Annotated in this window: 24 protein-coding genes; all 24 read right to left on the bottom strand. The window is 58.2% G+C overall.

What is annotated here, in order from left to right:
• Positions 1-2: 2 nt before the first annotated feature.
• Positions 3-764 carry a biotin--[acetyl-CoA-carboxylase] ligase gene (locus tag QQG91_RS04530; RefSeq protein ID WP_285771789.1) on the bottom strand — a complete coding sequence of 254 codons (762 nt, stop codon included), beginning with the start codon at positions 762-764 and terminating at the stop codon, positions 3-5.
• Positions 754-2,190, bottom strand: a complete 1,437-nt coding sequence (nuoN, locus tag QQG91_RS04525) for an NADH-quinone oxidoreductase subunit NuoN (RefSeq protein ID WP_285771788.1) — start codon at positions 2,188-2,190, stop codon at positions 754-756. Before nuoN ends, QQG91_RS04530 begins: the two co-directional genes overlap by 11 nt.
• A 12-nt stretch (positions 2,191-2,202) precedes the next feature.
• Entirely contained in the window at positions 2,203-3,759 is a 1,557-nt protein-coding gene (locus QQG91_RS04520; protein ID WP_285771787.1) for an NADH-quinone oxidoreductase subunit M, read from the bottom strand.
• A complete protein-coding gene (gene nuoL / locus QQG91_RS04515) occupies positions 3,759-5,873 on the bottom strand; it encodes an NADH-quinone oxidoreductase subunit L (RefSeq protein ID WP_285771786.1) in 2,115 nt (704 codons plus the stop codon). Before nuoL ends, QQG91_RS04520 begins: the two co-directional genes overlap by 1 nt.
• 5 nt (positions 5,874-5,878) lie before the next feature.
• Positions 5,879-6,184: an NADH-quinone oxidoreductase subunit NuoK gene (nuoK, locus tag QQG91_RS04510; protein WP_285771785.1), complete on the bottom strand. Its 306-nt coding sequence runs from the start codon at positions 6,182-6,184 to the stop codon at positions 5,879-5,881.
• Between the two features lie 40 nt (positions 6,185-6,224).
• Entirely contained in the window at positions 6,225-6,833 is a 609-nt protein-coding gene (locus QQG91_RS04505; protein ID WP_285771784.1) for an NADH-quinone oxidoreductase subunit J, read from the bottom strand.
• Positions 6,830-7,243 (bottom strand): carboxymuconolactone decarboxylase family protein, encoded by a 414-nt coding sequence (locus QQG91_RS04500; protein ID WP_285771783.1) that lies wholly within the window; start codon positions 7,241-7,243, stop codon positions 6,830-6,832. Before QQG91_RS04500 ends, QQG91_RS04505 begins: the two co-directional genes overlap by 4 nt.
• Positions 7,240-7,734 (bottom strand): NADH-quinone oxidoreductase subunit NuoI, encoded by a 495-nt coding sequence (gene nuoI / locus QQG91_RS04495; RefSeq protein WP_285771782.1) that lies wholly within the window; start codon positions 7,732-7,734, stop codon positions 7,240-7,242. Before nuoI ends, QQG91_RS04500 begins: the two co-directional genes overlap by 4 nt.
• Positions 7,735-7,737: 3 nt before the next feature.
• Entirely contained in the window at positions 7,738-8,775 is a 1,038-nt protein-coding gene (gene nuoH, locus QQG91_RS04490) for an NADH-quinone oxidoreductase subunit NuoH (RefSeq protein WP_285771781.1), read from the bottom strand.
• Between the two features lie 10 nt (positions 8,776-8,785).
• Entirely contained in the window at positions 8,786-9,178 is a 393-nt protein-coding gene (locus tag QQG91_RS04485) for a YNQ4 family lipoprotein (RefSeq protein ID WP_285771780.1), read from the bottom strand.
• Between the two features lie 4 nt (positions 9,179-9,182).
• The gene (nuoG, locus tag QQG91_RS04480; protein ID WP_285771779.1) at positions 9,183-11,201 is read right to left on the bottom strand and encodes an NADH-quinone oxidoreductase subunit NuoG; all 2,019 of its coding nucleotides are present in this window, start codon (positions 11,199-11,201) and stop codon (positions 9,183-9,185) included.
• Between the two features lie 320 nt (positions 11,202-11,521).
• Positions 11,522-11,920, bottom strand: coding sequence for a DUF5333 domain-containing protein (locus QQG91_RS04475; protein WP_285771778.1), 399 nt, complete (start codon positions 11,918-11,920; stop codon positions 11,522-11,524).
• Positions 11,921-12,021: 101 nt separating this feature from the next.
• Entirely contained in the window at positions 12,022-12,435 is a 414-nt protein-coding gene (locus tag QQG91_RS04470) for an MAPEG family protein (RefSeq protein ID WP_285771777.1), read from the bottom strand.
• 85 nt (positions 12,436-12,520) lie between these two features.
• On the bottom strand, positions 12,521-12,976 hold the full coding sequence (locus QQG91_RS04465) for a DUF3291 domain-containing protein (protein WP_285771776.1): 456 nt from the start codon (positions 12,974-12,976) through the stop codon (positions 12,521-12,523).
• Between the two features lie 54 nt (positions 12,977-13,030).
• Entirely contained in the window at positions 13,031-14,314 is a 1,284-nt protein-coding gene (gene nuoF / locus QQG91_RS04460) for an NADH-quinone oxidoreductase subunit NuoF (protein ID WP_285771775.1), read from the bottom strand.
• A 3-nt stretch (positions 14,315-14,317) separates the two neighbouring features.
• Positions 14,318-14,542, bottom strand: a complete 225-nt coding sequence (locus QQG91_RS04455) for a DUF5337 domain-containing protein (RefSeq protein ID WP_285771774.1) — start codon at positions 14,540-14,542, stop codon at positions 14,318-14,320.
• A 14-nt stretch (positions 14,543-14,556) separates the two neighbouring features.
• Positions 14,557-15,510: a helix-hairpin-helix domain-containing protein gene (locus QQG91_RS04450; protein ID WP_285771773.1), complete on the bottom strand. Its 954-nt coding sequence runs from the start codon at positions 15,508-15,510 to the stop codon at positions 14,557-14,559.
• A gap of 167 nt (positions 15,511-15,677) precedes the next feature.
• On the bottom strand, positions 15,678-16,757 hold the full coding sequence (gene nuoE, locus QQG91_RS04445; protein ID WP_285771772.1) for an NADH-quinone oxidoreductase subunit NuoE: 1,080 nt from the start codon (positions 16,755-16,757) through the stop codon (positions 15,678-15,680).
• 73 nt (positions 16,758-16,830) lie between these two features.
• Positions 16,831-17,094, bottom strand: coding sequence for a hypothetical protein (locus QQG91_RS04440; RefSeq protein ID WP_285771771.1), 264 nt, complete (start codon positions 17,092-17,094; stop codon positions 16,831-16,833).
• Positions 17,091-18,305, bottom strand: coding sequence for an NADH-quinone oxidoreductase subunit D (locus QQG91_RS04435; RefSeq protein WP_285772310.1), 1,215 nt, complete (start codon positions 18,303-18,305; stop codon positions 17,091-17,093). The genes QQG91_RS04440 and QQG91_RS04435 overlap by 4 nt, the downstream gene beginning before the upstream one ends.
• Complete coding sequence (locus QQG91_RS04430) at positions 18,305-19,207, bottom strand: sulfotransferase (RefSeq protein WP_285771770.1); 903 nt, start codon at positions 19,205-19,207, stop codon at positions 18,305-18,307. The genes QQG91_RS04435 and QQG91_RS04430 overlap by 1 nt, the downstream gene beginning before the upstream one ends.
• Before the next feature lie 4 nt (positions 19,208-19,211).
• A complete protein-coding gene (locus tag QQG91_RS04425) occupies positions 19,212-19,814 on the bottom strand; it encodes an NADH-quinone oxidoreductase subunit C (RefSeq protein ID WP_285771769.1) in 603 nt (200 codons plus the stop codon).
• Positions 19,815-19,825: 11 nt separating this feature from the next.
• Positions 19,826-20,359, bottom strand: a complete 534-nt coding sequence (locus tag QQG91_RS04420) for a NuoB/complex I 20 kDa subunit family protein (protein ID WP_285771768.1) — start codon at positions 20,357-20,359, stop codon at positions 19,826-19,828.
• Positions 20,350-20,715 (bottom strand): NADH-quinone oxidoreductase subunit A, encoded by a 366-nt coding sequence (locus QQG91_RS04415; protein ID WP_285772309.1) that lies wholly within the window; start codon positions 20,713-20,715, stop codon positions 20,350-20,352. Before QQG91_RS04415 ends, QQG91_RS04420 begins: the two co-directional genes overlap by 10 nt.
• Positions 20,716-20,878 lie beyond the last annotated feature (163 nt).

The raw sequence follows: 20,878 nt of genomic DNA, 5'->3' as shown, positions 1-20,878 counted from the left end.
CGTTAGAAATAGACATCGGCAGCCGTGACCGTGACATGTCCTCTCCCCGTCAATAGGACCAGATTGCCCTCGATGTCGATGGTTTCGAAGATGCCCGAGATGTTTTCCTTGGGCAGGCGCGCCGTAATCACCTCACCCAGTTTGATCGCATGGCGGAGCCAGTCTTCCCTTATGCGCTCGAACCCGAAGTAGCGGAGCTTGTCTTCTTGGGTGGCATAGGTGTCGGCAAGAACCGTGAGGAACTCCTGCTGCGGGACGGTCTGCCCGATGGCCTCGGCAAGAGAGACGGGTCCGAAGTCGGCATCGGGCGCACGGGGCGGTGTATGGGCAAGGTTCACGCCGATACCGAGCGAAAGCCATTCAAGCCGCTCTGCGGTGCCGCTGCTTTCCAGAAGGATGCCCGCGATCTTGCGGCCGTCCAAGAGCACGTCATTCGGCCATTTGAGCCCGAGCCGCGTGCGATCCACATAAAACGACAGGGCCTCATAGAGCGCCAGCGCTGCGAGGAAAGAGCGCTTTGCCCCATCGGCAGGGGTAGCTGCGGGTTTGAAGATCAGCGTCGCGGCAAGGTTGCCCACGGGATCGGCCCAAGGGCGACCACGCCGCCCCCGCCCGTTGGTTTGCCGCAGCGCCAATATCCATGTGGGAGAACGGACAAAAGCCGCGCGTCGCGCGGCTTCTGCCATTGTGCTGTCCACCTCATCAAGGACTACGAGTTCGTAGCCCTCGGGCCAGACGGCCTTTGCTTGCTCGTTAGTTGACAAGCGTCTGTGCCGCTGCCGCTGCGAGAGGCTCGATACCGAAGAGGTTCACGATGCCGACGACCATGATGAGTGCCGAACCCATGAGCATTGCCCAAGCGGTCGGAGCCATGTTGGTTTCGATGCCGTCGCCTTCCTTGCCGAAATACATGAAGTAAACGACGCGGAGATAGTAAAACGCACCGATCACCGAAGCGATCACACCCGCAATGGCAAGCCATGCAAGACCTGCATCATAAGCGGCACGAAGCACATAGAACTTGCCCATAAAGCCAACCATCGGCGGAACACCAGCAAGGCTGAACATCAGGACCAGAACAGCCAGCGCCTTGAGCGGCTCTTTCTTGGCATATTGGTTGAGAGCGGCGATTTCGGTGACGGGAGAACCGTTCTTTTCCATCGACAGGATGAAAGCAAAGGTGCCGATGTTCATGGTGACATAGATCGCAAGATAGATCAGCATCGCCTGAACGCCAAAGGCCGACCCCGCCGCAAGACCCATCATCGCAAAGCCCATATGGGCGATGGACGAATAGGCCATAAGACGCTTGATGTTCTTTTGACCGATTGCGGCAAAGGCACCAAGGAACATCGAGATGACCGAGAGGAAGGCCACGATCTGTTGCCAGTCACCGACCACATGGCCGAAGGCGTCAAAGACAACGCGCGCAAAGAGCCCCATCGCCGCAACCTTGGGGGCCGTCGCAAAGAAGGCCGTCACGGGCGTGGGCGAGCCTTCGTAAACGTCGGGGGTCCACATGTGGAACGGCGCTGCCGAGACCTTGAAGGCAAAGCCCGAGATCAGGAACACCAGACCGAAGAGAAGACCGAGCGACACGCCGTCATGGGTTGCTTCGATGATGCCCGAGAAGAGCGTGGTGCCCGCGAAACCATAGGTCAGCGATGCGCCATAGAGCAGCAGACCCGAGGAGAGAGCGCCAAGCACGAAGTACTTGAGACCTGCTTCGGTCGACTTGATGCTGTCGCGGCGGAGCGAAGCGACGACATAGAGCGCGAGCGACTGAAGCTCGAGACCCATGTAGAGCGCCATGAGGTCTCCAGCCGAGACCATGACCATCATACCAACAGCGGCAAGCGCGATCAGCAGCGGGTATTCGAAACGGGCCAGATCACGGCGCGCCATATAGTCCTGGCTCATGACGAGAACGGCAGCAGCCGAAAGCAGGATCACGACCTTGGCAAAGCGCGAGAACGCATCATCCACGAACGACCCCGAGAAGGCGACATTCGTGCCAGAGCCGTTGACCGCAATCCAGAAGGCAACCGCCGCAAAGAGCCCAGCGGTGAGCCACGTCAGGAACGGCGCGGCTTTGTCTTTGGTCGTGTAGACAGCACCAAGCAGAGCGAGCATCGCATAAACAGCAATGACGATTTCCGGAAGAACGGTCTGGATATCAGAAGAGATCATTTATCCGGCTCCTTAGTGCGCTGCGGTTTCGACGACTTCGGCCACGACTGCGAGGCCGGAAGCGTCTACCGAGTGATTGAAGTGTTCGACAAGAGCGCCGACGCTCGGCCCGATGATGTCGGTCGCAAGGCTCGGGTAAACGCCGAGAAGGATCGTCATCGCGACGAGCGGTGCAAAGATCATCTTTTCACGGCCCGTCATATCGGTGATCGACTTGAGGCTTTCCTTGATCAGGTCGCCCATGACGACGCGGCGATAAAGCCAGAGCGCATAGGCAGCCGAGAAGATCACACCGGTGGTCGCAATGGCTGCAACCCAGGTGTTCGCCTGGAAGGCGCCCATCAGCGTCAGGAATTCGCCGACAAAGCCCGAGGTTCCCGGAAGACCGACGTTTGCCATCGTGAAGAACATGAAAATCAGCGCATAGGCGGGCATGCGGTTCACAAGGCCGCCGTAAGCGTCGATCTCGCGGGTGTGCATACGGTCATAGATCACACCGACGCAAAGGAAGAGCGCGCCCGAGATGAAACCGTGCGAAAGCATCTGGAAGATCGCACCGTCGATACCCTGCTGGTTCACCGCAAAGATACCCATGGTCACATAGCCCATGTGCGCAACCGACGAATAGGCGATAAGCTTCTTCATGTCTTCCTGCACCATCGCAACGAGCGAGGTGTAGACAATCGCGATCGCCGACATCCAGAGCACAAGATCGCTCATCACATAGGAGCCGACGGGGAACATCGGGAGCGAGAAGCGGAGGAAGCCGTAGCCGCCCATCTTGAGAAGGATCGCAGCAAGAACCACGGAACCTGCGGTCGGCGCCTGAACGTGCGCATCAGGAAGCCAGGTGTGGACGGGCCACATCGGCATCTTGACCGCAAAGGAGGCGAAGAACGCGAGGAACAGGAGGGTCTGCATCCCGCCGACAACCTGAATGCCGAGGATCGAGAAAGTCTCGGTACCGAAGCTGTGGGTAAGAAGGGTCGGAATATCGGTGGTGCCTGCATCCGCATACATCGCAACCATGGCAACCAGCATGAGAACCGAACCAAGGAAGGTGTAGAGGAAGAACTTGAAAGCCGCATAAATACGGTTCGCACCGCCCCAGATCCCGATGATGAGGAACATGGGGATAAGGCCCGCTTCGAAGAAGACGTAGAAGAGAACGAGGTCCAGCGCCATGAACACGCCGAGCATCAGCGTTTCAAGGAGAAGGAAGGCGATCATGTATTCCTTGACGCGCGTTTCGACGTTCCAAGCCGACCAGATCACCAGCGGCATAAGGAAGGTGGTGAGCATCACAAACAGAACCGAGATGCCGTCAACGCCCATCTTATAGGTGAGGCCCGCGATCCAAGCGCGTTCTTCAACGAACTGGAAGCCCGTGTTCGAAGGATCGAACTCGGCCAGAATGAAGAGCGAAACCAGGAAGGTGGCAACGGTTGCGATCATGGCAACCCATTTTGCGTTCCGCTGGGCGCTTGCGTCATCACCGCGAAGGAAGAGCGCCAGAATAGCGGCTGCCAGAAGCGGAATGAAAGTTACGATGGAGAGAAGGTTTTCCATTAGTGTGCACCCCCGGTGAGCGTCACCCAGGTCAGAATAAGCGCGATCCCCAGAACCATCGCAAAGGCATAGTGGAAGACATAGCCGGACTGGGCGCGGCCTGCGAGACGGGTCAGGAAGGGCACGATGCCCATCGCAAGACCGTTGATCCCGCCGTCGATGATCGCCGTGTCACCACGCTTCCAGAAGAGACGGCCAAGCGCGAGCGCGGGACGCACAAAGAGGAAGTTGTAGATCTCGTCGAAATACCACTTGTTGAGCAGGAAGAGGTAAAGCGGACGCTGGTTCGCAGCGAGCTTTGCCGGAAGGTCGGGACGACGGATATACATCTGGTAGGCCAGAGCAAGTCCGAGGATCATCGCGATGAACGGGCTCACCTTGACCCAAGTCGGGACGTGGTGCGCATCATCGAGAGTGGTGTTGTCGGCGCCCATATAGATCGCGCCCTGCCCCGGAACCGCGGCATGTGCCTCGGCAGGTGCGGCGTGATCTGTCGCGGCAGCTTCGGTGCCATGCTCTTCGGTCTTGGCAGCGTCGTGACCTTCGGTCGCTTCGCCGTGGCCAGCATCAGCCGAAGCCTCTGCGTGGGCGGGCATGCCGAAGAACGTGTTGACTGCGTTATGGTCGCCGAAGAACGAGTTATACCAAACCATACCCGAGAAGATCGCACCGATCGCCAGAACGCCGAGCGGAATGGTCATGACAGCAGGGCTTTCATGCGCGTGGTCGTGGGTGTGATGATCACCGCGCGGCTTGCCGAAGAACGTCATGAACATCAGGCGCCACGAGTAGAAGCTCGTGAAGAAGGCCGCGATGACAAGCATCCAGAAGGCATAGGCCGAACCGCCTGCATAGGCGCTTTCGATCACGGCGTCCTTGGAGAGGAAGCCAGCGAACCCGAAGTGGGTGAGCGGGATACCGACGCCTGTGATGGCGAGCGTGCCGATCAGCATGGCCCAGAAGGTCAGCGGGAGCTTTTTGCGAAGACCGCCATAGTTCCGCATGTCCTGCTCGTGGTGCATGCCGTGGATCACGGAACCTGCCCCGAGGAAGAGCATCGCCTTGAAGAAAGCGTGCGTCAGAAGGTGGAACATAGCGACCGAATAAACGCCCGAGCCTGCAGCCACGAACATATAACCGAGCTGCGAACAGGTCGAATAGGCAATCACGCGCTTGATGTCGTTCTGAACAAGACCGACTGTAGCGGCAAAGAATGCGGTGGTCGCACCGAGGAAGACGATGAACGACTTGGTATCGGCTGCGAATTCATAGAGCGGAGACATACGGCAAACGAGGAATACGCCTGCGGTCACCATGGTTGCCGCGTGGATAAGAGCCGAAACAGGGGTCGGGCCTTCCATCGCGTCGGGAAGCCATGTGTGCAGTATCAGCTGGGCCGATTTACCCATCGCACCGATAAAGAGCAGGAACGCGAGAAGGTTCGCAGCATTCCATTCAGTCCAGAGGAACGAAAGCTGGGTCTCGGCAAGATGCGGAGCCGCTGCAAAGACGTCGTCGAACTTGATCGAGTCCACAAGGAAGAAGAGACCGAAGATGCCGAGCGCAAAGCCGAAGTCACCAACACGGTTCACAACGAAAGCCTTGATAGCGGCAGCGTTGGCCGAAGGCTTTTTGTAGTAGAAACCGATGAGAAGGTAGGACGCGACACCGACGCCTTCCCAGCCGAAGAACATCTGGACAAGGTTGTCCGACGTCACCAGCATGAGCATGGCGAAGGTAAAGAACGACAGATAGGCAAAGAAGCGCGCCTTATAATGGCCATGCTCACCGAAGTGGTCGTCATGGGCCATGTAGCCCAGCGAATACATGTGCACGAGAGCCGAAACCGAGGTCACGACGATCAGCATGATCGCGGTCAAACGGTCCAGACGGATCGCCCAGTCGGTCGAGAGCGAACCGGACTCGATCCAGCGCAGGATCTGGATGTGCTGGGTTTCGCCGTCGAAATTCAGGAACACGATCCACGACAGAGCCGCAGCAAGGAACAAGAGACCCGTGGTCAGATACTGGGCAGCGGTTTCGCCGATGATACGCCAGCCAAAGCCGCCGATGATCGCGCCGACAAGCGGAGCAAAAAGGATGATGGTTTCCATTTCGGTCAGCCTTTCATCACGTTGACGTCTTCAACGTCGATGGTCCCGCGGTTGCGGAAGAAACAGACGAGGATCGCCAGACCGATCGCAGCCTCGGCGGCGGCAACGGTCAGAACGAACAAGGTGAATACCTGGCCCACGAGATCGTTCAGATAGGACGAGAAGGCCACGAAGTTGATGTTCACGCTCAGAAGCATGAGTTCGATAGACATCAACAGGATGATGATGTTTTTCCGGTTCAGAAAGAGGCCGAAAATACCGATGACAAACAAAGCGCCTGCCACTGTGAGATAATGTTCAATTCCGATCATTTCGTCCGTCCCTCGCTTTTGTCTTGCGCGAATTTTGGCATCACAGGCCCTGCCCCGGTTTAACGTTCTTGAGCTCCATCGCCTTGGCCGGATCGCGATACATCTGGGCCAGAACGTTCTGGCGCTTGATGTCCTTGCGGTGGCGCAGGGTCAGAACGATGGCGCCAATCATGGCAACCAGCAGGATCAGACCGGCGAGTTGGAAGAGCATGATGTATTTGTCATAGATAAGCTGGCCGAGACCTGCGGTGTTCTCGACGCTGGCGTCGATGGGCGCTGCGATGCGGCCTTCGAACCCGTGCGAGTAATCCCAAGCGCCATAAGCCATCGCAAGCTGGATCAAGAGGATCACACCGATCAGGAGAGCGAGCGGCATATAGCGGCTCATCTCTGCTTTGAGTTCGGCAAAGTCCACGTCGAGCATCATCACGACGAAGAGGAAGAGCACCGCAACTGCGCCCACATAAACGATCATCAAAAGCATCGCGACGAATTCGGCGCCGAGGAGGACGAAAAGCCCTGCCGACGACAGAAACGCGAGGATCAGCCACAGAACCGAGTGAACCGGATTACGGCTCACCACGGTCAGGAGGCCCCCGACGATGGTGCTTAGCGCAAAGGCATAAAAGGCAAAATCAGCAACGGTCATTCGTCCCGGTCCTTATCAGTTCCCTCTGCCATGGCCTCGGTTGCGAGTTCCATAGCTTTGGTCATTGCTGGAACGCCTCCGAACATCGCAGCCTGCGCGATGGTCTCGGCGATTTCCTGTTTGGTCGCCCCCGCCTCGCGTGCGTGGCGCACGGTAAGACGGACTTGGCTTTCTGCTTGGGCGCCCATGATGGTCAGCCCGTGCAAGGTGAGAAGCAGACGCGACTTTGCATCAAGCCCCTCGGGGTTAAAGGTCTTGCCCATCATGGCTTCCATCATCTCTGCGGACATGGTCGGCCACATGGTCTCGAAACCCTTGGGCATGAAAGACTCGAGAGCAGGATTAAGCGTCTTGGCCCAATCCTGTCCGACTTTCATCATAGCCTCGAAGGGGTTCGTAGGAGTGCTCATCGGTAGGGCGCATCCATTTCAAGGTTACGGGCGATTTCGGCTTCCCAGCGCTCACCGTTGGCAAGGAGTTTTTCCTTGTCATAGAACAGCTCTTCGCGGGTCTCGGTCGAGAATTCGAAATTCGGACCTTCGACGATGGCGTCCACGGGGCACGCTTCCTGACAGAAACCACAGTAGATGCACTTGGTCATGTCGATGTCATAGCGCGTGGTGCGGCGCGAGCCGTCTTCGCGGGGTTCGGCGTCGATGGTGATCGCCTGTGCGGGGCACACGGCTTCACAAAGCTTACATGCGATGCAGCGCTCTTCCCCGTTGGGATAGCGGCGCAGCGCATGTTCACCGCGGAAACGCGGCGACAGCGGGCCCTTTTCGTGCGGATAGTTGATCGTCGACTTGGGCGAGAAGAAATACTTCAGGCCCAGTTTGAAACCGACGATGAAATCCGAAAGCAGGAAGTATTTGGCCGCGCGGCCGTAATCGATCTGCGTCATGGTTTAGCCTCCGATCGCCCAGCGAGCCCAGAACCCGCCGAGAACTTCGAATTTTGCGAGGAATGCAACAAGCACGACCCAAGCGAGCGACATGGGAAGGAAAACCTTCCAGCCGATACGCATCAGTTGGTCATAGCGGTAACGCGGGGTGATCGCCTTCACCATCGAGAAGATGAAGAAACAGAAGGCCATCTTGAGGATCATCCAGATGATACCATCGGGCAGGAATTCGACGGGCGACAGCCAGCCACCGAAGAACAGCAGCGAGATGAGCGCACACATCAGAACGACCGCCATAAGTTCGCCGATCATAAAGAGCAGGAACGGGGTCGAAGAATATTCCACCTGATAACCGGCCACGAGTTCCGATTCCGCTTCGGGAAGGTCGAACGGCGGGCGGTTGGTTTCGGCAAGCGCCGAGATCAGGAAGAGGAACAGCATCGGGAAGTGCGGGATGAAATACCACGACAGGATGCCATAGCCGTCCTGAGCGGCAACGATATCGCCGAAGTTCATCGAGCCGGTCGAGATGATCACACCGATGATGATGAGACCGATCGACACTTCGTAGGAAATCATCTGTGCTGCAGAGCGGAGCGATCCAAGGAAGGGATACTTGGAGTTCGACGCCCAGCCGCCCATGATCACGCCGTAAACTTCAAGCGAGGAGACCGCAAAGACATAAAGGATGGCGACGTTGATGTCCGAGATGACCCAGCCGTCTCCAAACGGAATAACTGCCCAAGCAATGACGGCGAGGACGAAAGAAATCATCGGCGCAAGGAAGAAGACCCCCTTGTCGGCACCGGCGGGAACCACCACTTCCTTTACGATATACTTCAAGAAGTCGGCAAAGGATTGCAGCAGACCAAAGACACCCACGATATTCGGGCCTTTGCGCATCTGGACGGCGGCCCAGATCTTGCGGTCAGCATACATAAGGAAGGCGAGTGCCACGAGGAGCGGCACCAGCACCAAGAGACACTGCCCGAGAATCATCAGGAAAATGCCAAGGTAGGTGGTGGTGAAGAATTCAACCATGTCTGTCCCCTCACACCGTCGGTATGCCCGATACGCCGCAATCGGCGACCGTCACTTCGGCGTCTATTGTTCTAAGCCCGCGCGGGAGCGCCGGCGAGATGGTGTAAACAGCATCCGCGCGCCAAATTCCAGCCTCTTCCTTGACTGTCGTGCGGACGTGTCGTGCAAACCCGTAACCACGGATCAGCGTGTATTGTGCGGCGGCGCATTCGGCGTATCTCTCAACGTCTTCTACGCTGCGTGCCCCCGACATCGCGACCCGGAAATTGACCAGATCGCCATCCAGAAGGCGGGTCTGAACCCCTTGGTAGCTTGGGGCAAACGTGCCTTGGGCCACTTCGGGAGCGGGTTGCGCCGAAACGCAGCCCGCAAGAGCGAGGATGCCGATGACAGCAACCCGCATGTTTTTACTCCGCAGCAATCGCCGCGTCGTTGCGTTCCTTGGCGGCAGCCGAAAGCTCGGCCATCAGCGCGGACGCACGTGCAATCGGGTTCGTCAGATAGAAATCCTTGACCGCATTGCGGAAAGTCGCAGTGCCGAGTTTCCCTGCAGGCAGCGGGGCCCACTCGTTTTCGATCACGGTGTCGATCTTGGCGAGATGCGGAACGGCTGCGACAAGAGCCTGACGGAGTTGCGCAAGGCTGTCATAGGGCAGCGTCTGCCCCAATTCAGCCGAGAGCGCGCGCAGGATCGCCCAGTTCTCTTTCGCTTCACCCGGTGCGAAACCAGCACGCATAGCAAGCTGAGGACGACCTTCGGTGTTCACAAAGAGACCGTTCTCTTCGGTGTAGGCCGCTGCGGGAAGGATGATATCGGCGCGATGTGCACCACGATCCCCGTGCGAGCCCTGATAGATCACGGTCGCACCTTCGCCGATTTCAACCTCGTCGGCGCCGAGGTTGTAGACGACTTCTGCGCCATTGAGAGCGGCTTCAAGACCGCCTTCGGTCACGGCACCCACATCAAGCGCGCCGACGCGGCTTGCAGCGGTGTGCAGAACAAGGAACTTGGAGCTTCCCTTTTCGGCAAGCTGCATCGCGGTGCCGAGAACGGCAGCGCCGTCTGCTTCCTGAAGCGCGCCCTGACCGATGATCATAACGCCCTTGAGGTTCTTTTTGTCCGAATGGTCCATGCCCATCAGCATGTCGAGCGCTGCGCGATCGGTGCCGATATGGGTGTAGTCATAGGTCAGATCCGCAGCTTCACCGATCATCCCGACCGTCGCACCGCGAAGCCATGCCTTGCGGATACGGGCGTTCAGAACCGGCGCTTCGACGCGCGGGTTGGTGCCGATGAGGAAGATCATATCGGCGCTGTCGATGTCTTCGATCGACGCGGTGCCGACATAGGCCGAGCGGTTGTCTGCGGGCAGCTTGGCGTTGTCGGTGCGCGATTCGACCGTACCACCCAGCGATTCAACAAGCTGCTTGAGGGCAAAGGTTGCCTCGACAGGTGCGAGATCGCCGACGAGACCTGCAACCTTTTTGCCCTTCATCGCGGCAGCGGCGGCGGCCAGAGCCTCGCCCCATGTCGCTTTGCGCAGTTTGCCGTTCTCGCGGATATAAGGTGTATCAAGACGCTGGCGACGCAGACCGTCCCAAACGAAACGGGTCTTGTCCGAAATCCACTCTTCGTTCACGCCGTCGTGGTTGCGCGGCAGAATGCGCATCACTTCGCGGCCCTTGGTGTCAACGCGGATGTTCGAACCGAGGGCGTCCATCACGTCGATGGTTTCGGTTTTGGTGAGTTCCCACGGACGCGCTGTAAAGGCGTAAGGCTTGGACACCAGAGCACCAACGGGGCAAAGGTCGATCACGTTGCCCTGAAGGTTCGAATCGAGCGTCTGGTTGAGATAGGAGGTGATCTCCGAATCTTCGCCACGGCCTGTTTGGCCCATCTGGGTGATCCCTGCGACTTCGGTCGTGAAGCGCACACAGCGGGTGCAGGAGATGCAGCGGGTCATGTGTGTTTCGACGAGCGGCCCGAGGTTCAGATCCTCGGCGGCACGCTTGGGTTCGCGGTAACGTGAAAAGTCGACGCCATAGGCCATCGCTTGGTCTTGAAGATCGCACTCGCCGCCCTGATCGCAGATCGGGCAATCCAGCGGGTGGTTGATCAACAGGAATTCCATAACGCCTTCGCGGGCCTTTTTGACCATCGGCGAGTTCGTCTTGACGACGGGGGGCTGTCCTTCGGGGCCGGGGCGCAGGTCGCGAACCTGCATCGCGCAGGATGCTGCGGGCTTGGGCGGACCGCCCACTACCTCGACAAGGCACATGCGGCAGTTGCCTGCGATTGACAGACGTTCATGATAGCAGAAGCGCGGGACTTCGACCCCGGCTTGCTCGCAGGCTTGAATGAGGGTCATCGCCCCCGGAACTTCAAGCTCAATTCCGTCAATGATGATCTTGCGCAAATCGGACATGGCCAGCCTTTTGGTTCGTGTCGCCTCGACGCGGCACCCGACGAGATGCGTCGCCTGGATGCAGTCAGTCGCGGGCGTTCTAACGCGGCTCGGCCAGCTATGCCAGAAGGAACGTCACCTAAAAGGTGGGAAAAATGCATTTTTGCCGCAGCAGGGGCGCAATTAGTTTCCTGTGAAAAAGAAGAAACCCGCCAAAGTCAGCAAAAAGATCAACACAGGCGCAAGAATCCCGAGGAGCAAAAGAACAAATGGAGTGTTGAGCGAGTCTTTCACCTGTGCGGTGATCGTCTCGTCCTCCCGCTCGGGCTGATTGCCCTGCCCTACCACAAGAAGCCACCGATCAGCGTGCCCTGTTCGATTTCCGAGCGACCGACCTTGCAATAGGCCTCGCCCGCGTCGCCAGAGGCTCCCTTTTCGGCAAGACGGCGCACGCCCTCGGCCTCGAGCGCCTGTTTTTCCTGCGGCGAATTCACATAGGCTTCGATGGCGGCATCGGAATACCCCAGCTCGCGGGCGCGGTTCTTGATGGCATTAAGGTAACTGATACCCTTGATATAGCGCGGGTGAAGGTTCGCGCATTTCTCGGTGATCCGATAGGCCATCCCGACAGCGAGAAGACTTTCACGGATTTCGGTCACTTCGCCCAAGGGCTTGGTCGGCTCGGCATAAAGCGGGGCCGCAAAGATCGCCGAACACAAAAGGATTGCCTGCAAACGCATTGTTTTTCTCCAGAAACTCTTGGCCGTGATGTGGCGCTTTCTGCCTTGCTATTCAATAACAACGCGCAAAAACCATTCCGGTTGCCGAATTTCCGCCGATCTCAAAAGACACGTGCGAGGGTCAGGACGGCAAGCACCGTATACGCTAGCCAACTGCCCATGTAAAAAACGGTCCTGATCGAGCGATCCGGTTTGCCGATCCCTCCGATATGGGTGACGACCATGCCGATCCGAAACACAAGAGAGCCAATGGCCAGCCTGTTGACCCACACCGGATCGACGCCGGCGAGGACCGCCGCCCCGACAACCGCCGCAAAAATACCCATCGTCTCGATGGCGTTTCCCGATGCGCGGCTGGTGCGATAGAGCCAGTCGCTGTAATCGGCGACGGGCATGGAACCCGGCACGAGTCCCCGACTGGTTTTTCCCATCCCCGCCATCACAGCGACGATCTGGGTCAAAATGGCAAAGAGCGCCACAGCGCCCAATGCAGGGTAATAGACTTCGAATCCCACGACTTCCCCCTAGGTAAAAATACAAAGCATGCAATCAATTCAGGATTGCACGGGGGAAAAGAAGAAGGCAACGAAAACCGCCGCGTTATCTCGCGTTACGGATTTGGTCCCACCCGAAGGCGCGGTCAGAGGGGCCGTTCATCCGAAGATCTTCGAGTCGCGCCATCGCCTCTTGGAAGGTCGGCCGATGGCCTTTGGGAATCCACCACATGACAAAGTGCATCTTGTCCAGTACTGTGAACCACTCGGCGCGTCTTTGGAAAAACTGTTTGTGAAGGGTTCCAAAGACAAAGGTCTCCAGCTGTTCGGCACTTTCCCAAACGCTCAGATTGAAAATGAATTTCGGATCGTCGGTCAAAACGGTGCCCGTGTTCCCGACCGCGCCCTCGCCCGATCCTTCCATCATCCAGATGAAACCCGGCATGCGCTTTCCAAGTCCGTTGATGCGTTCGACGTTGGTCTTGAACTCGGCAACCAGGGGATCGTCAATCGGGGCAAGCAATTGTCCGACGTTCAATTCGGCAAGATGAAATTCGCTCATGAAATAGCCTTCGGTGAAAAGAAAAAGGCGACCCGAGAGCCGCCCTTTTGAACTTTATTCCGCTGCGATGGACCGCTTGTGCTTGATGCGATCCTCGATCTCGTCGCGGAAATTGCGGATGAGACCCTGGATCGGCCAAGCGGCAGCGTCGCCAAGCGCACAGATGGTGTGGCCTTCGACCTGCTTGGTGACCGAGAAGAGCATATCGATCTCTTCGACCGAGGCATTGCCCTGCACGAGACGTTCCATCACGCGCATCATCCAGCCCGTGCCTTCGCGGCAGGGGGTGCACTGGCCGCAGCTTTCGTGCTTGTAGAATTTGGACAGGCGCCAGATCGCTTTGATGATGTCGGTGGACTGGTCCATGACGATCACAGCCGCAGTGCCGAGACCCGAACCGAGCTCGCCGCGCAGATAATCGAAGTCCATGATGGCTTCGCGCATCTTTTCGCCGCGCACCACAGGAACCGAGGAACCACCGGGGATCACGGCCTTGAGGTTGTCCCAACCGCCACGAATGCCGCCGCAGTGCTTTTCGATCAGCTCTTCAAAGGTGATCGACATCGATTCTTCGACGACGCAGGGATTGTTGACGTGACCCGAGATTGCGAACAGCTTGGTGCCGACGTTGTTCGGGCGACCGAAGGACGAGAACCACGATGCACCGCGACGCAGAATGGTCGGCACGACAGCAATCGATTCGACGTTGTTCACAGTGGTCGGGCAGCCATAGAGACCCGCGCCAGCCGGGAACGGCGGCTTCATGCGGGGCATGCCCTTTTTGCCTTCGAGCGATTCAATGAGAGCGGTTTCTTCGCCGCAGATATAGGCGCCTGCCCCGTGGTGCAGATAGAGATCGAAATCCCAGCCCGACTTGGCGGCGTTTTTCCCGAGAAGCCCAGCATCATACGCCTCGTTGATGGCGTTCTGGAGCGCTTCTTTTTCGCGGATATATTCACCGCGGATATAGATGTAGCACGCATGCGCACCCATAGCGAAAGACGCGATCAGCGCGCCTTCGATCAGGGTGTGCGGATCGTGACGCATGATTTCACGGTCTTTACAGGTGCCCGGCTCGGATTCGTCGGCGTTGATGACGAGATACGAAGGACGACCGTCCGATTCCTTGGGCATGAACGACCACTTGAGACCGGTCGGGAAGCCAGCGCCGCCACGGCCACGCAGACCCGAGGCTTTCATCTCGTCGACGATCCAGTCGCGGCCTTTTTTGATGATGTTCGCTGTCCCATCCCAGTGGCCACGAGCCATCGCACCCTTAAGCGTGCGCTCGTGCATACCGTAGATGTTGGTGAAAATGCGGTCCTGATCCTTGAGCATGGCTCACCCTTTATCATTCTGGCGTGCCCGCCAGATGCCATAAGTCATCCATAAAGCCCAGCCGAAACCGGCAAGAGCGATAAGGTCAAATAGGGCCATGGTCCGATTGGACCAGCCCAGCTTCTCGCCAGCAAAGGTTGCGCCCACCCAGATGAGGGCAACAACGGCAATAGCCAGCGCGATGCGCTGGCCTGTCTTTTGCTCTTTTTCGTGTTTGGGTGCAACCATCTGTCTGTCGAGTCTCAGTAGTTATTGGTTTTGGCGCGTTCGAGGAATTCTTCAATCCCCACCTCGCCGATCAGACGCGCCTGTGCAACCCATTTGTCGCGGCTGACGCGACCACGAAAGCGCGGCATGTTCTGATTCATGAACGCAACCTCGTCGGGACCCCATTTCGCGATCTGGTCGTAGTGATAGATCCCGAGATCATTGCACAGCTTTTCAAGCACCGGCCCGATCCCTTCGATCAGCTTGAGATCGTCGGCCTGCCCTTTGCGGGGCTCTTTGAGACCGCGCGGCTTTTTGCCTGCACCCGCAGCCTCTACCGCAGCGTCATCCACGACGGGGGCTTCGGCAGCTTTCGCAGGAGCTTTTGCCTTGGCGGGCGCCTTGGCTTTGGCTGGCGCTTTTTCAGCCTTGGCCTTGGCAGGAGCCTTTTCGGCCTTGGCCTTGGCAGGCGCTTTCTCGGCCTTCGGCGCAGCAGCTTTCTTGGCTTTCGGCTCGGCGGGAACGGAAGCTGCCGGGGCGGCTTCGTATTTCCAGTCGCCCTTGGCGGCCGCAAGTTCCTCTTCGCCCTTGAGCGGCTTGGAGGGCTTGATCAAAGGCTCGGACGATGTGGTGGCAGCGGCGGGCGCTGCGGCTTCGGCCTTGGCCGCAGGTGCAGCTTCGGCGGCGCTTTCGCTCGCGCTGGTGTCGGCCATGGCCTTGGCCGGTGCCGCGCTCGACACTGTCGCAGAATTCGACGCAGAGCCTGACGCCATGGGGGCGGCCACACTGGAAGAGGATTGGGTCGCATCAGACGCCGTGCAGAAGAAATACTTGAGCACATAGGCACAGATCAAAGCGATCACGATCCCGCCGATCAGAGCCCAGAGGAGCCCCCAGTGCATCGGTCCTTTGAGCACAAAGAACGCGATAATTCCAAGAACGATGCCTGCGATCCAGCATCCCTTTGGACAGTTGTTAGTTTCCGCCATTACACTTCTCCTTAGTCCCTATTGTGGTTATCGGTTCTTATTCGGGATAACCTTACGAGAGTTATGCTAGAGCATATGTCATGGCGTTTGAATAATTTCTTACCGCTACGCGCCTAAGGTGTAAGAGAAAGGCCCCGAATTGGGGCCTTTGCATCACATTTTGACGATTATTTGCCTTCTTCGGCGTATTGAGTGGCCTGTCCGACCCAATCATCGCGCTCGATACGGCCCTTGAACTTGAGACGGGCATCAACCCAAGCGATCTCTTCCGAGGTCCATTTTGCGATCTGGTCGAAGTGCCAGAAACCCATTTCGTTCAAGAGAGCTTCGAGCTTGGGACCGACGCCCGAGATACGCTTGAGATCGTCGGCACCTGCTTTGCGCGGGGCGCTCATGGTGCGGGGCTTTTTCTCGGCAACAACGGCTTCGGCTTTGGGGGCTTCGGCTGCTTCTGCTTTCGGCGCTGCGGCTTTGGCTGCAGGCTTTGCTGCCGGTTTGGCTTCGGCCTTGGGAGCAGCCTTCGGCGCCGCCTTGGCCGCACCTTTGACCCAAGGGGTCAGGATCGGAACTTCGGTGCCGTCGATGCGCTTGACCGTATCACCGATGTCGGTGGCCAGCTGGGCGCTTGCATTGAACTGGTGACGACCGCTTTCGTGCTCGGTCAGCGAGGTCAGACCCGACAGCGGCTCGGCTGCATAACGGCCGTTCTGCGGACCAGGGGTCGGAACCTTGCCCGCGGCAAGATCCTTGAGGAGTGCGCGGAGTTTGTCGGCGGTCAGATCCTCGTAGTAATCCTTGCCGATCTGCGCCATCGGCGCGTTGGTGCAGGACCCGAGGCATTCCACCTCTTCCCAAGAGAATTTGCCGTCGGCGGAAAGCGTATGCGGCTTTTCGTTGATCGCTTCCTTGCAGACCGCGACAAGATCCTCTGCCCCGCAGAGCATACAGGATAGCGTGCCGCAAATCTGGATATGCGCGATCGAACCCGTCGGCTGGAGCTGGAACATGAAGTAGAACGAAGCCACTTCCAATGCGCGGATATAGGCGAGGCCGAGCATATCCGCAACGTATTCGATCGCGGGACGGGTCAGCCAACCCTCTTGCTCCTGTGCGCGCCACAGCAACGGAATGATCGCCGAGGCCTGACGACCTTCGGGATATTTGGTGATCTGGCCCTCGGCCCATGCTTGGTTGGCAGGGGTAAAGGCAAAGCTCTCGGGCTGTTCGTGGTGAAGGCGGCGAAGCATGAGGCTACGGCTCCGATCTTACTAGAGACGACGGGCGCCTCTTTAGTGGTTACAGTTCAAAGGACCAAGCCGATTATTGGCAAACGTCCGATTTGAGAGACATGCTCCCGTCAGCCTCGAGAGATACGAGGCCCTGTTCATAAAGCTTCTGCACGGCCGCAAAGATTTCCTCTTCGCTCAGACCGCTTGCGGCATAAACGGCGTCGCCGTTCTGCATCGTGACAACGCAGCCCGCCTCTTCGATCGCAACGACGAGCTTGTCCACCGCCTCGTCCGCAAAGACGGGTGTGGCAAGCGCCAGTGCAATGAACGGGAATGCCAAACGCATTTTGATCATCTGTCGATTTCCCCGAACACAACGTCCATGGTGCCGATGATGGCGGCCACGTCGGCAAGCTGGTGCCCTGTTGCGATGTGATCCATCGCTTGGAGGTGCAGATAGCCGGGCGCGCGCAGCTTGGCGCGATAGGGTTTGTTGGTGCCGTCGGACTTGAGATAGACGCCGAATTCGCCCTTGGGGGCTTCGACACAGGCGTAAACTTCGCCCTCGGGGACGTGGAAGCCTTCGGTGTAAAGCTTGAAGTGATGGATGAGTGCTTCCATCGAAGTCTTCATATCGCCACGCTTGGGCGGGGTCAGCTTGCCGCGGGCCAGAACGTCGCCAGCTTCGCCGCGCAGCTTCGCGATCGCCTGACGGATGATCGAGGTCGACTGACGCATCTCTTCCATGCGGACGAGGTAGCGGTCATAGCAGTCGCCGTTCTTGCCAACGGGGATCTGGAAGTCGAATTCGTCGTAGCATTCATAGGGCTGCGCACGGCGCAAGTCCCAAGCAAAGCCCGAACCACGGACCATCACGCCCGAGAAGCCCCACTTCTGGATGTCTTCTTCGGTGACGACGCCGATGTCGACGTTACGCTGCTTGAAAATACGGTTCTCGGTCAAAAGACCGTCGATGTCGTCAAGCACCTTGGGGAAATTCGCGGCCCATTCTTCGATATCATCAAGAAGCGCGTCGGGAAGATCCTGATGCACACCGCCCGGACGGAAGTAAGCGGCGTGAAGACGCGCACCGCAAGCACGCTCATAGAAAATCATGAGCTTTTCACGCTCTTCGAAGCCCCAGAGCGGCGGCGTCAAGGCACCAACGTCCATAGCCTGAGTGGTGACGTTCAGAAGGTGGTTCAAAACGCGGCCGATTTCCGAGTAAAGCACACGGATGAGCGAGGCGCGGCGCGGCACCACGGTGCCCGTCAGACGCTCGATCGCAAGACACCAAGCATGCTCCTGGTTCATCGGCGCCACATAGTCGAGGCGGTCGAAATAGGGCAAGTTCTGGAGATAGGTGCGGCTCTCCATCAGCTTTTCGGTGCCGCGGTGAAGCAGACCGATGTGCGGATCGCAACGCTCTACGATCTCGCCGTCGAGCTCCAGCACGAGACGCAAAACGCCGTGCGCCGCAGGGTGCTGCGGACCAAAGTTGATGTTGAAGTTGCGGATCTTCTGTTCGCCCGTCAGAGCGTCTTCGAAGCCTTTTGCACCATCCATCATGCGCGTACCCTCGCAAGGTTGGCCTGCCACTCTTGCGGCAGGGGGGCGACATGTTTTGCCACCCATTCGTATTGATCTTTCAAGAACCTGACCGCTTCTACGGCCAAATCCTCGTGCAGGCGGGCGCGATTGCCCTCGTGCACTTTACGGGTCTGGTCTACGCCGAGGTCCGTAATCCCGAGAAAGCGGCACATACGGGCCCACCCTTCTGCGGTAAAGAGGTTCTCGGCAAATTCGATCATCAGATCGGATGCAGGCACAATGCGGCGCAGCTTCTCGATCACGGCGGCATAATCACCGCGCTTGGTAATGTGTTTCTGTGCGCCTTCGCGGATCACCGAAGCCAGAACAGCGTTCGAGCGTTCGTCAAAGCTTGCGTCACTGTCATCGTCCGAGCGGGTCACGGTCATGCGCACATGGCTCCACAGACGGGCAAGCGGGTCGCGGATCAGATAGACGACCTTGGTCACGGGGCGCAGCGCCAGCATGCGCTTGAGCATATCACCGTTCACCAGAGCATAGCTCGGGGTCATATCGGCAATGAGCTTGGCCCCTTCCGCATCACGCGACAGCCACTCCCAATAGGCCGCGTCATCCGAACGGCTTGCCGCGATCACGTCACGCAGACGGGCGAGTTCGTCGATCTGGAGCGCAAGATTCTCGGCGCGTGCGGTGTTGCCGTTCACTTCGGCACGCACCTGCATCATCGTGAATTCGGCAATGCGGCGGTCGAAAGCAGCGGTCTGGTTCGCCTGCATCTTGGGACCCATGGTGTCCCAATAATGCGCCTCCTTCACATCACGGAGTTTGCACTCCGGATGATCGTGCAGAACGCGGTAAAGCCAGGACGTGCCTGCCTTTGTCGCGCCTACACAGTAAAGGAGGGTTTGAGCGGTCATCGGATCAGGCCTTGGCCTTGTCGTCACCGGGGAGGATGTATTCGGCACCTTCCCACGGGCTCATAAAGTCGAACTGACGGTATTCCTGAACCAGCTTGACGGGTTCGTAGACAACGCGCTTTTGCGCTTCGTCATAGCGAACTTCGGTGTAGCCGGTGGTCGGGAAGTCCTTGCGGAGCGGATACCCGCGGAAACCATAATCCGTCAGAATGCGGCGCAGGTCGGGATGGCCCGAGAAAAGGATACCGAACATATCGAAGACTTCACGCTCGAACCAGTTGGCCGAAGGGTGAACCTCGACGATCGAAGGCACCATATCCTCTTCACGCACAGAGACGCGAAGACGGATGCGGTGGTTCTGATACATCGACAAGAAGTGGTAAACCACGTCGAAGCGCTTGGCGCGGCCCGGATAGTCAACCGCCGTGATGTCGACAAGCGACGAAAACTGGCAATTGCTGTCGGCCTTGAGGAATTCCACGAACGCCACAAGATGGGCAGGCGCGACATCGACGGTCAGCTCGCCAAAGGACACCTCGTAACCGAGGACCGCGTCATTGCGCTTGAGTTCGAGAAGCGCGCCGAGTTCGTTAAGTGCGTCAGACATGTCTTCTCTCCTTAGCGAACGATCGTGCCGGTGCGGCGGATTTTGCGCTGGAGCTGGAGGATACCGTAAAGCAGAGCCTCAGCCGTCGGGGGGCACCCAGGAACGTAAACGTCCACAGGAACGATACGGTCACAGCCCCGCACCACCGAATAGGAATAGTGGTAATAGCCGCCGCCGTTTGCGCAGGAACCCATCGAGATCACATAACGCGGCTCAGGCATCTGGTCGTAAACCTTACGCAGCGCAGGGGCCATCTTGTTGGTGAGCGTGCCTGCAACGATCATGAGGTCCGACTGGCGCGGGGAAGCGCGCGGCGCAGTGCCGAAACGCTCGAGGTCATAGCGCGGCATCGAGGTGTGCATCATCTCGACGGCGCAGCATGCAAGACCAAAGGTCATCCAGTGGAGCGAGCCGGTGCGCGCCCAGTTGATCATGTCCGCGGTCGAAGTGACGAGGAAGCCCTTGTCCTGAAGCTCGCGGTTCAGCTCTTGGGTGACGACTTCCTTGTCGACACCAGCCGTGTTTGCGCCGGTCATCACTCCCATTCGAGAGCTCCCTTCTTCCATTCATATGCAAAGCCGATCGTGAGAACGGCAAGGAACACCATCATCGACCAGAAACCGACCATGCTCACATCCTGGAAGGCAACCGCCCAAGGGAAGAGGAAAGCCACTTCGAGATCGAAGATGATGAAGAGGATCGAGACGAGATAGAAGCGCACGTCGAATTTCATCCGCGCGTCATCAAAGGCGTTAAATCCACATTCATACGCCGAAACCTTTTCGGGATCGGGGTTACGAACAGCGACGACGATCGCAGCAAGGATCAGAATCGCACCCAAAACAATGGCGAGCCCCAAAAAGATGATGATTGGGAGATATTCGCGAAGCATTTCTTCCACGACAATTCCTTTCGCAAGGGACATGCGCCAAAAGGGCACGGGTCCGTTGGTTTGCCAAGGCTTTACCCTCGTGCATTGAGAGGGTCAACCAAGCGAGAGCGGTTCTCACGGCTTTTCGCTCGGTTTTTTCACCGAAGGCCGCCAAAGGCGATGCCTCGCCCGA

This window comes from Marivivens sp. LCG002 (assembly GCF_030264275.1).
GTDB lineage: Bacteria > Pseudomonadota > Alphaproteobacteria > Rhodobacterales > Rhodobacteraceae > Marivivens.
The sequence above is the reverse complement of the archived record's forward strand: the minus strand, read 5'-3'. Positions and strand labels throughout refer to the sequence as shown.

Coding starts and splice junctions, on each gene's coding strand:
- nuoN (WP_285771788.1), bottom strand. CDS start 2,190: ATGATCTCTTCTGATATCCAGACCGTTCTTCCGGAAATCGTCATTGCT.
- QQG91_RS04520 (WP_285771787.1), bottom strand. CDS start 3,759: ATGGAAAACCTTCTCTCCATCGTAACTTTCATTCCGCTTCTGGCAGCC.
- nuoL (WP_285771786.1), bottom strand. CDS start 5,873: ATGGAAACCATCATCCTTTTTGCTCCGCTTGTCGGCGCGATCATCGGC.
- nuoK (WP_285771785.1), bottom strand. CDS start 6,184: ATGATCGGAATTGAACATTATCTCACAGTGGCAGGCGCTTTGTTTGTC.
- QQG91_RS04505 (WP_285771784.1), bottom strand. CDS start 6,833: ATGACCGTTGCTGATTTTGCCTTTTATGCCTTTGCGCTAAGCACCATC.
- QQG91_RS04500 (WP_285771783.1), bottom strand. CDS start 7,243: ATGAGCACTCCTACGAACCCCTTCGAGGCTATGATGAAAGTCGGACAG.
- nuoI (WP_285771782.1), bottom strand. CDS start 7,734: ATGACGCAGATCGATTACGGCCGCGCGGCCAAATACTTCCTGCTTTCG.
- nuoH (WP_285771781.1), bottom strand. CDS start 8,775: ATGGTTGAATTCTTCACCACCACCTACCTTGGCATTTTCCTGATGATT.
- QQG91_RS04485 (WP_285771780.1), bottom strand. CDS start 9,178: ATGCGGGTTGCTGTCATCGGCATCCTCGCTCTTGCGGGCTGCGTTTCG.
- nuoG (WP_285771779.1), bottom strand. CDS start 11,201: ATGTCCGATTTGCGCAAGATCATCATTGACGGAATTGAGCTTGAAGTT.
- QQG91_RS04475 (WP_285771778.1), bottom strand. CDS start 11,920: ATGCGTTTGCAGGCAATCCTTTTGTGTTCGGCGATCTTTGCGGCCCCG.
- QQG91_RS04465 (WP_285771776.1), bottom strand. CDS start 12,976: ATGAGCGAATTTCATCTTGCCGAATTGAACGTCGGACAATTGCTTGCC.
- nuoF (WP_285771775.1), bottom strand. CDS start 14,314: ATGCTCAAGGATCAGGACCGCATTTTCACCAACATCTACGGTATGCAC.
- QQG91_RS04455 (WP_285771774.1), bottom strand. CDS start 14,542: ATGGTTGCACCCAAACACGAAAAAGAGCAAAAGACAGGCCAGCGCATC.
- QQG91_RS04450 (WP_285771773.1), bottom strand. CDS start 15,510: ATGGCGGAAACTAACAACTGTCCAAAGGGATGCTGGATCGCAGGCATC.
- nuoE (WP_285771772.1), bottom strand. CDS start 16,757: ATGCTTCGCCGCCTTCACCACGAACAGCCCGAGAGCTTTGCCTTTACC.
- QQG91_RS04440 (WP_285771771.1), bottom strand. CDS start 17,094: ATGATCAAAATGCGTTTGGCATTCCCGTTCATTGCACTGGCGCTTGCC.
- QQG91_RS04435 (WP_285772310.1), bottom strand. CDS start 18,305: ATGGATGGTGCAAAAGGCTTCGAAGACGCTCTGACGGGCGAACAGAAG.
- QQG91_RS04430 (WP_285771770.1), bottom strand. CDS start 19,207: ATGACCGCTCAAACCCTCCTTTACTGTGTAGGCGCGACAAAGGCAGGC.
- QQG91_RS04425 (WP_285771769.1), bottom strand. CDS start 19,814: ATGTCTGACGCACTTAACGAACTCGGCGCGCTTCTCGAACTCAAGCGC.
- QQG91_RS04420 (WP_285771768.1), bottom strand. CDS start 20,359: ATGGGAGTGATGACCGGCGCAAACACGGCTGGTGTCGACAAGGAAGTC.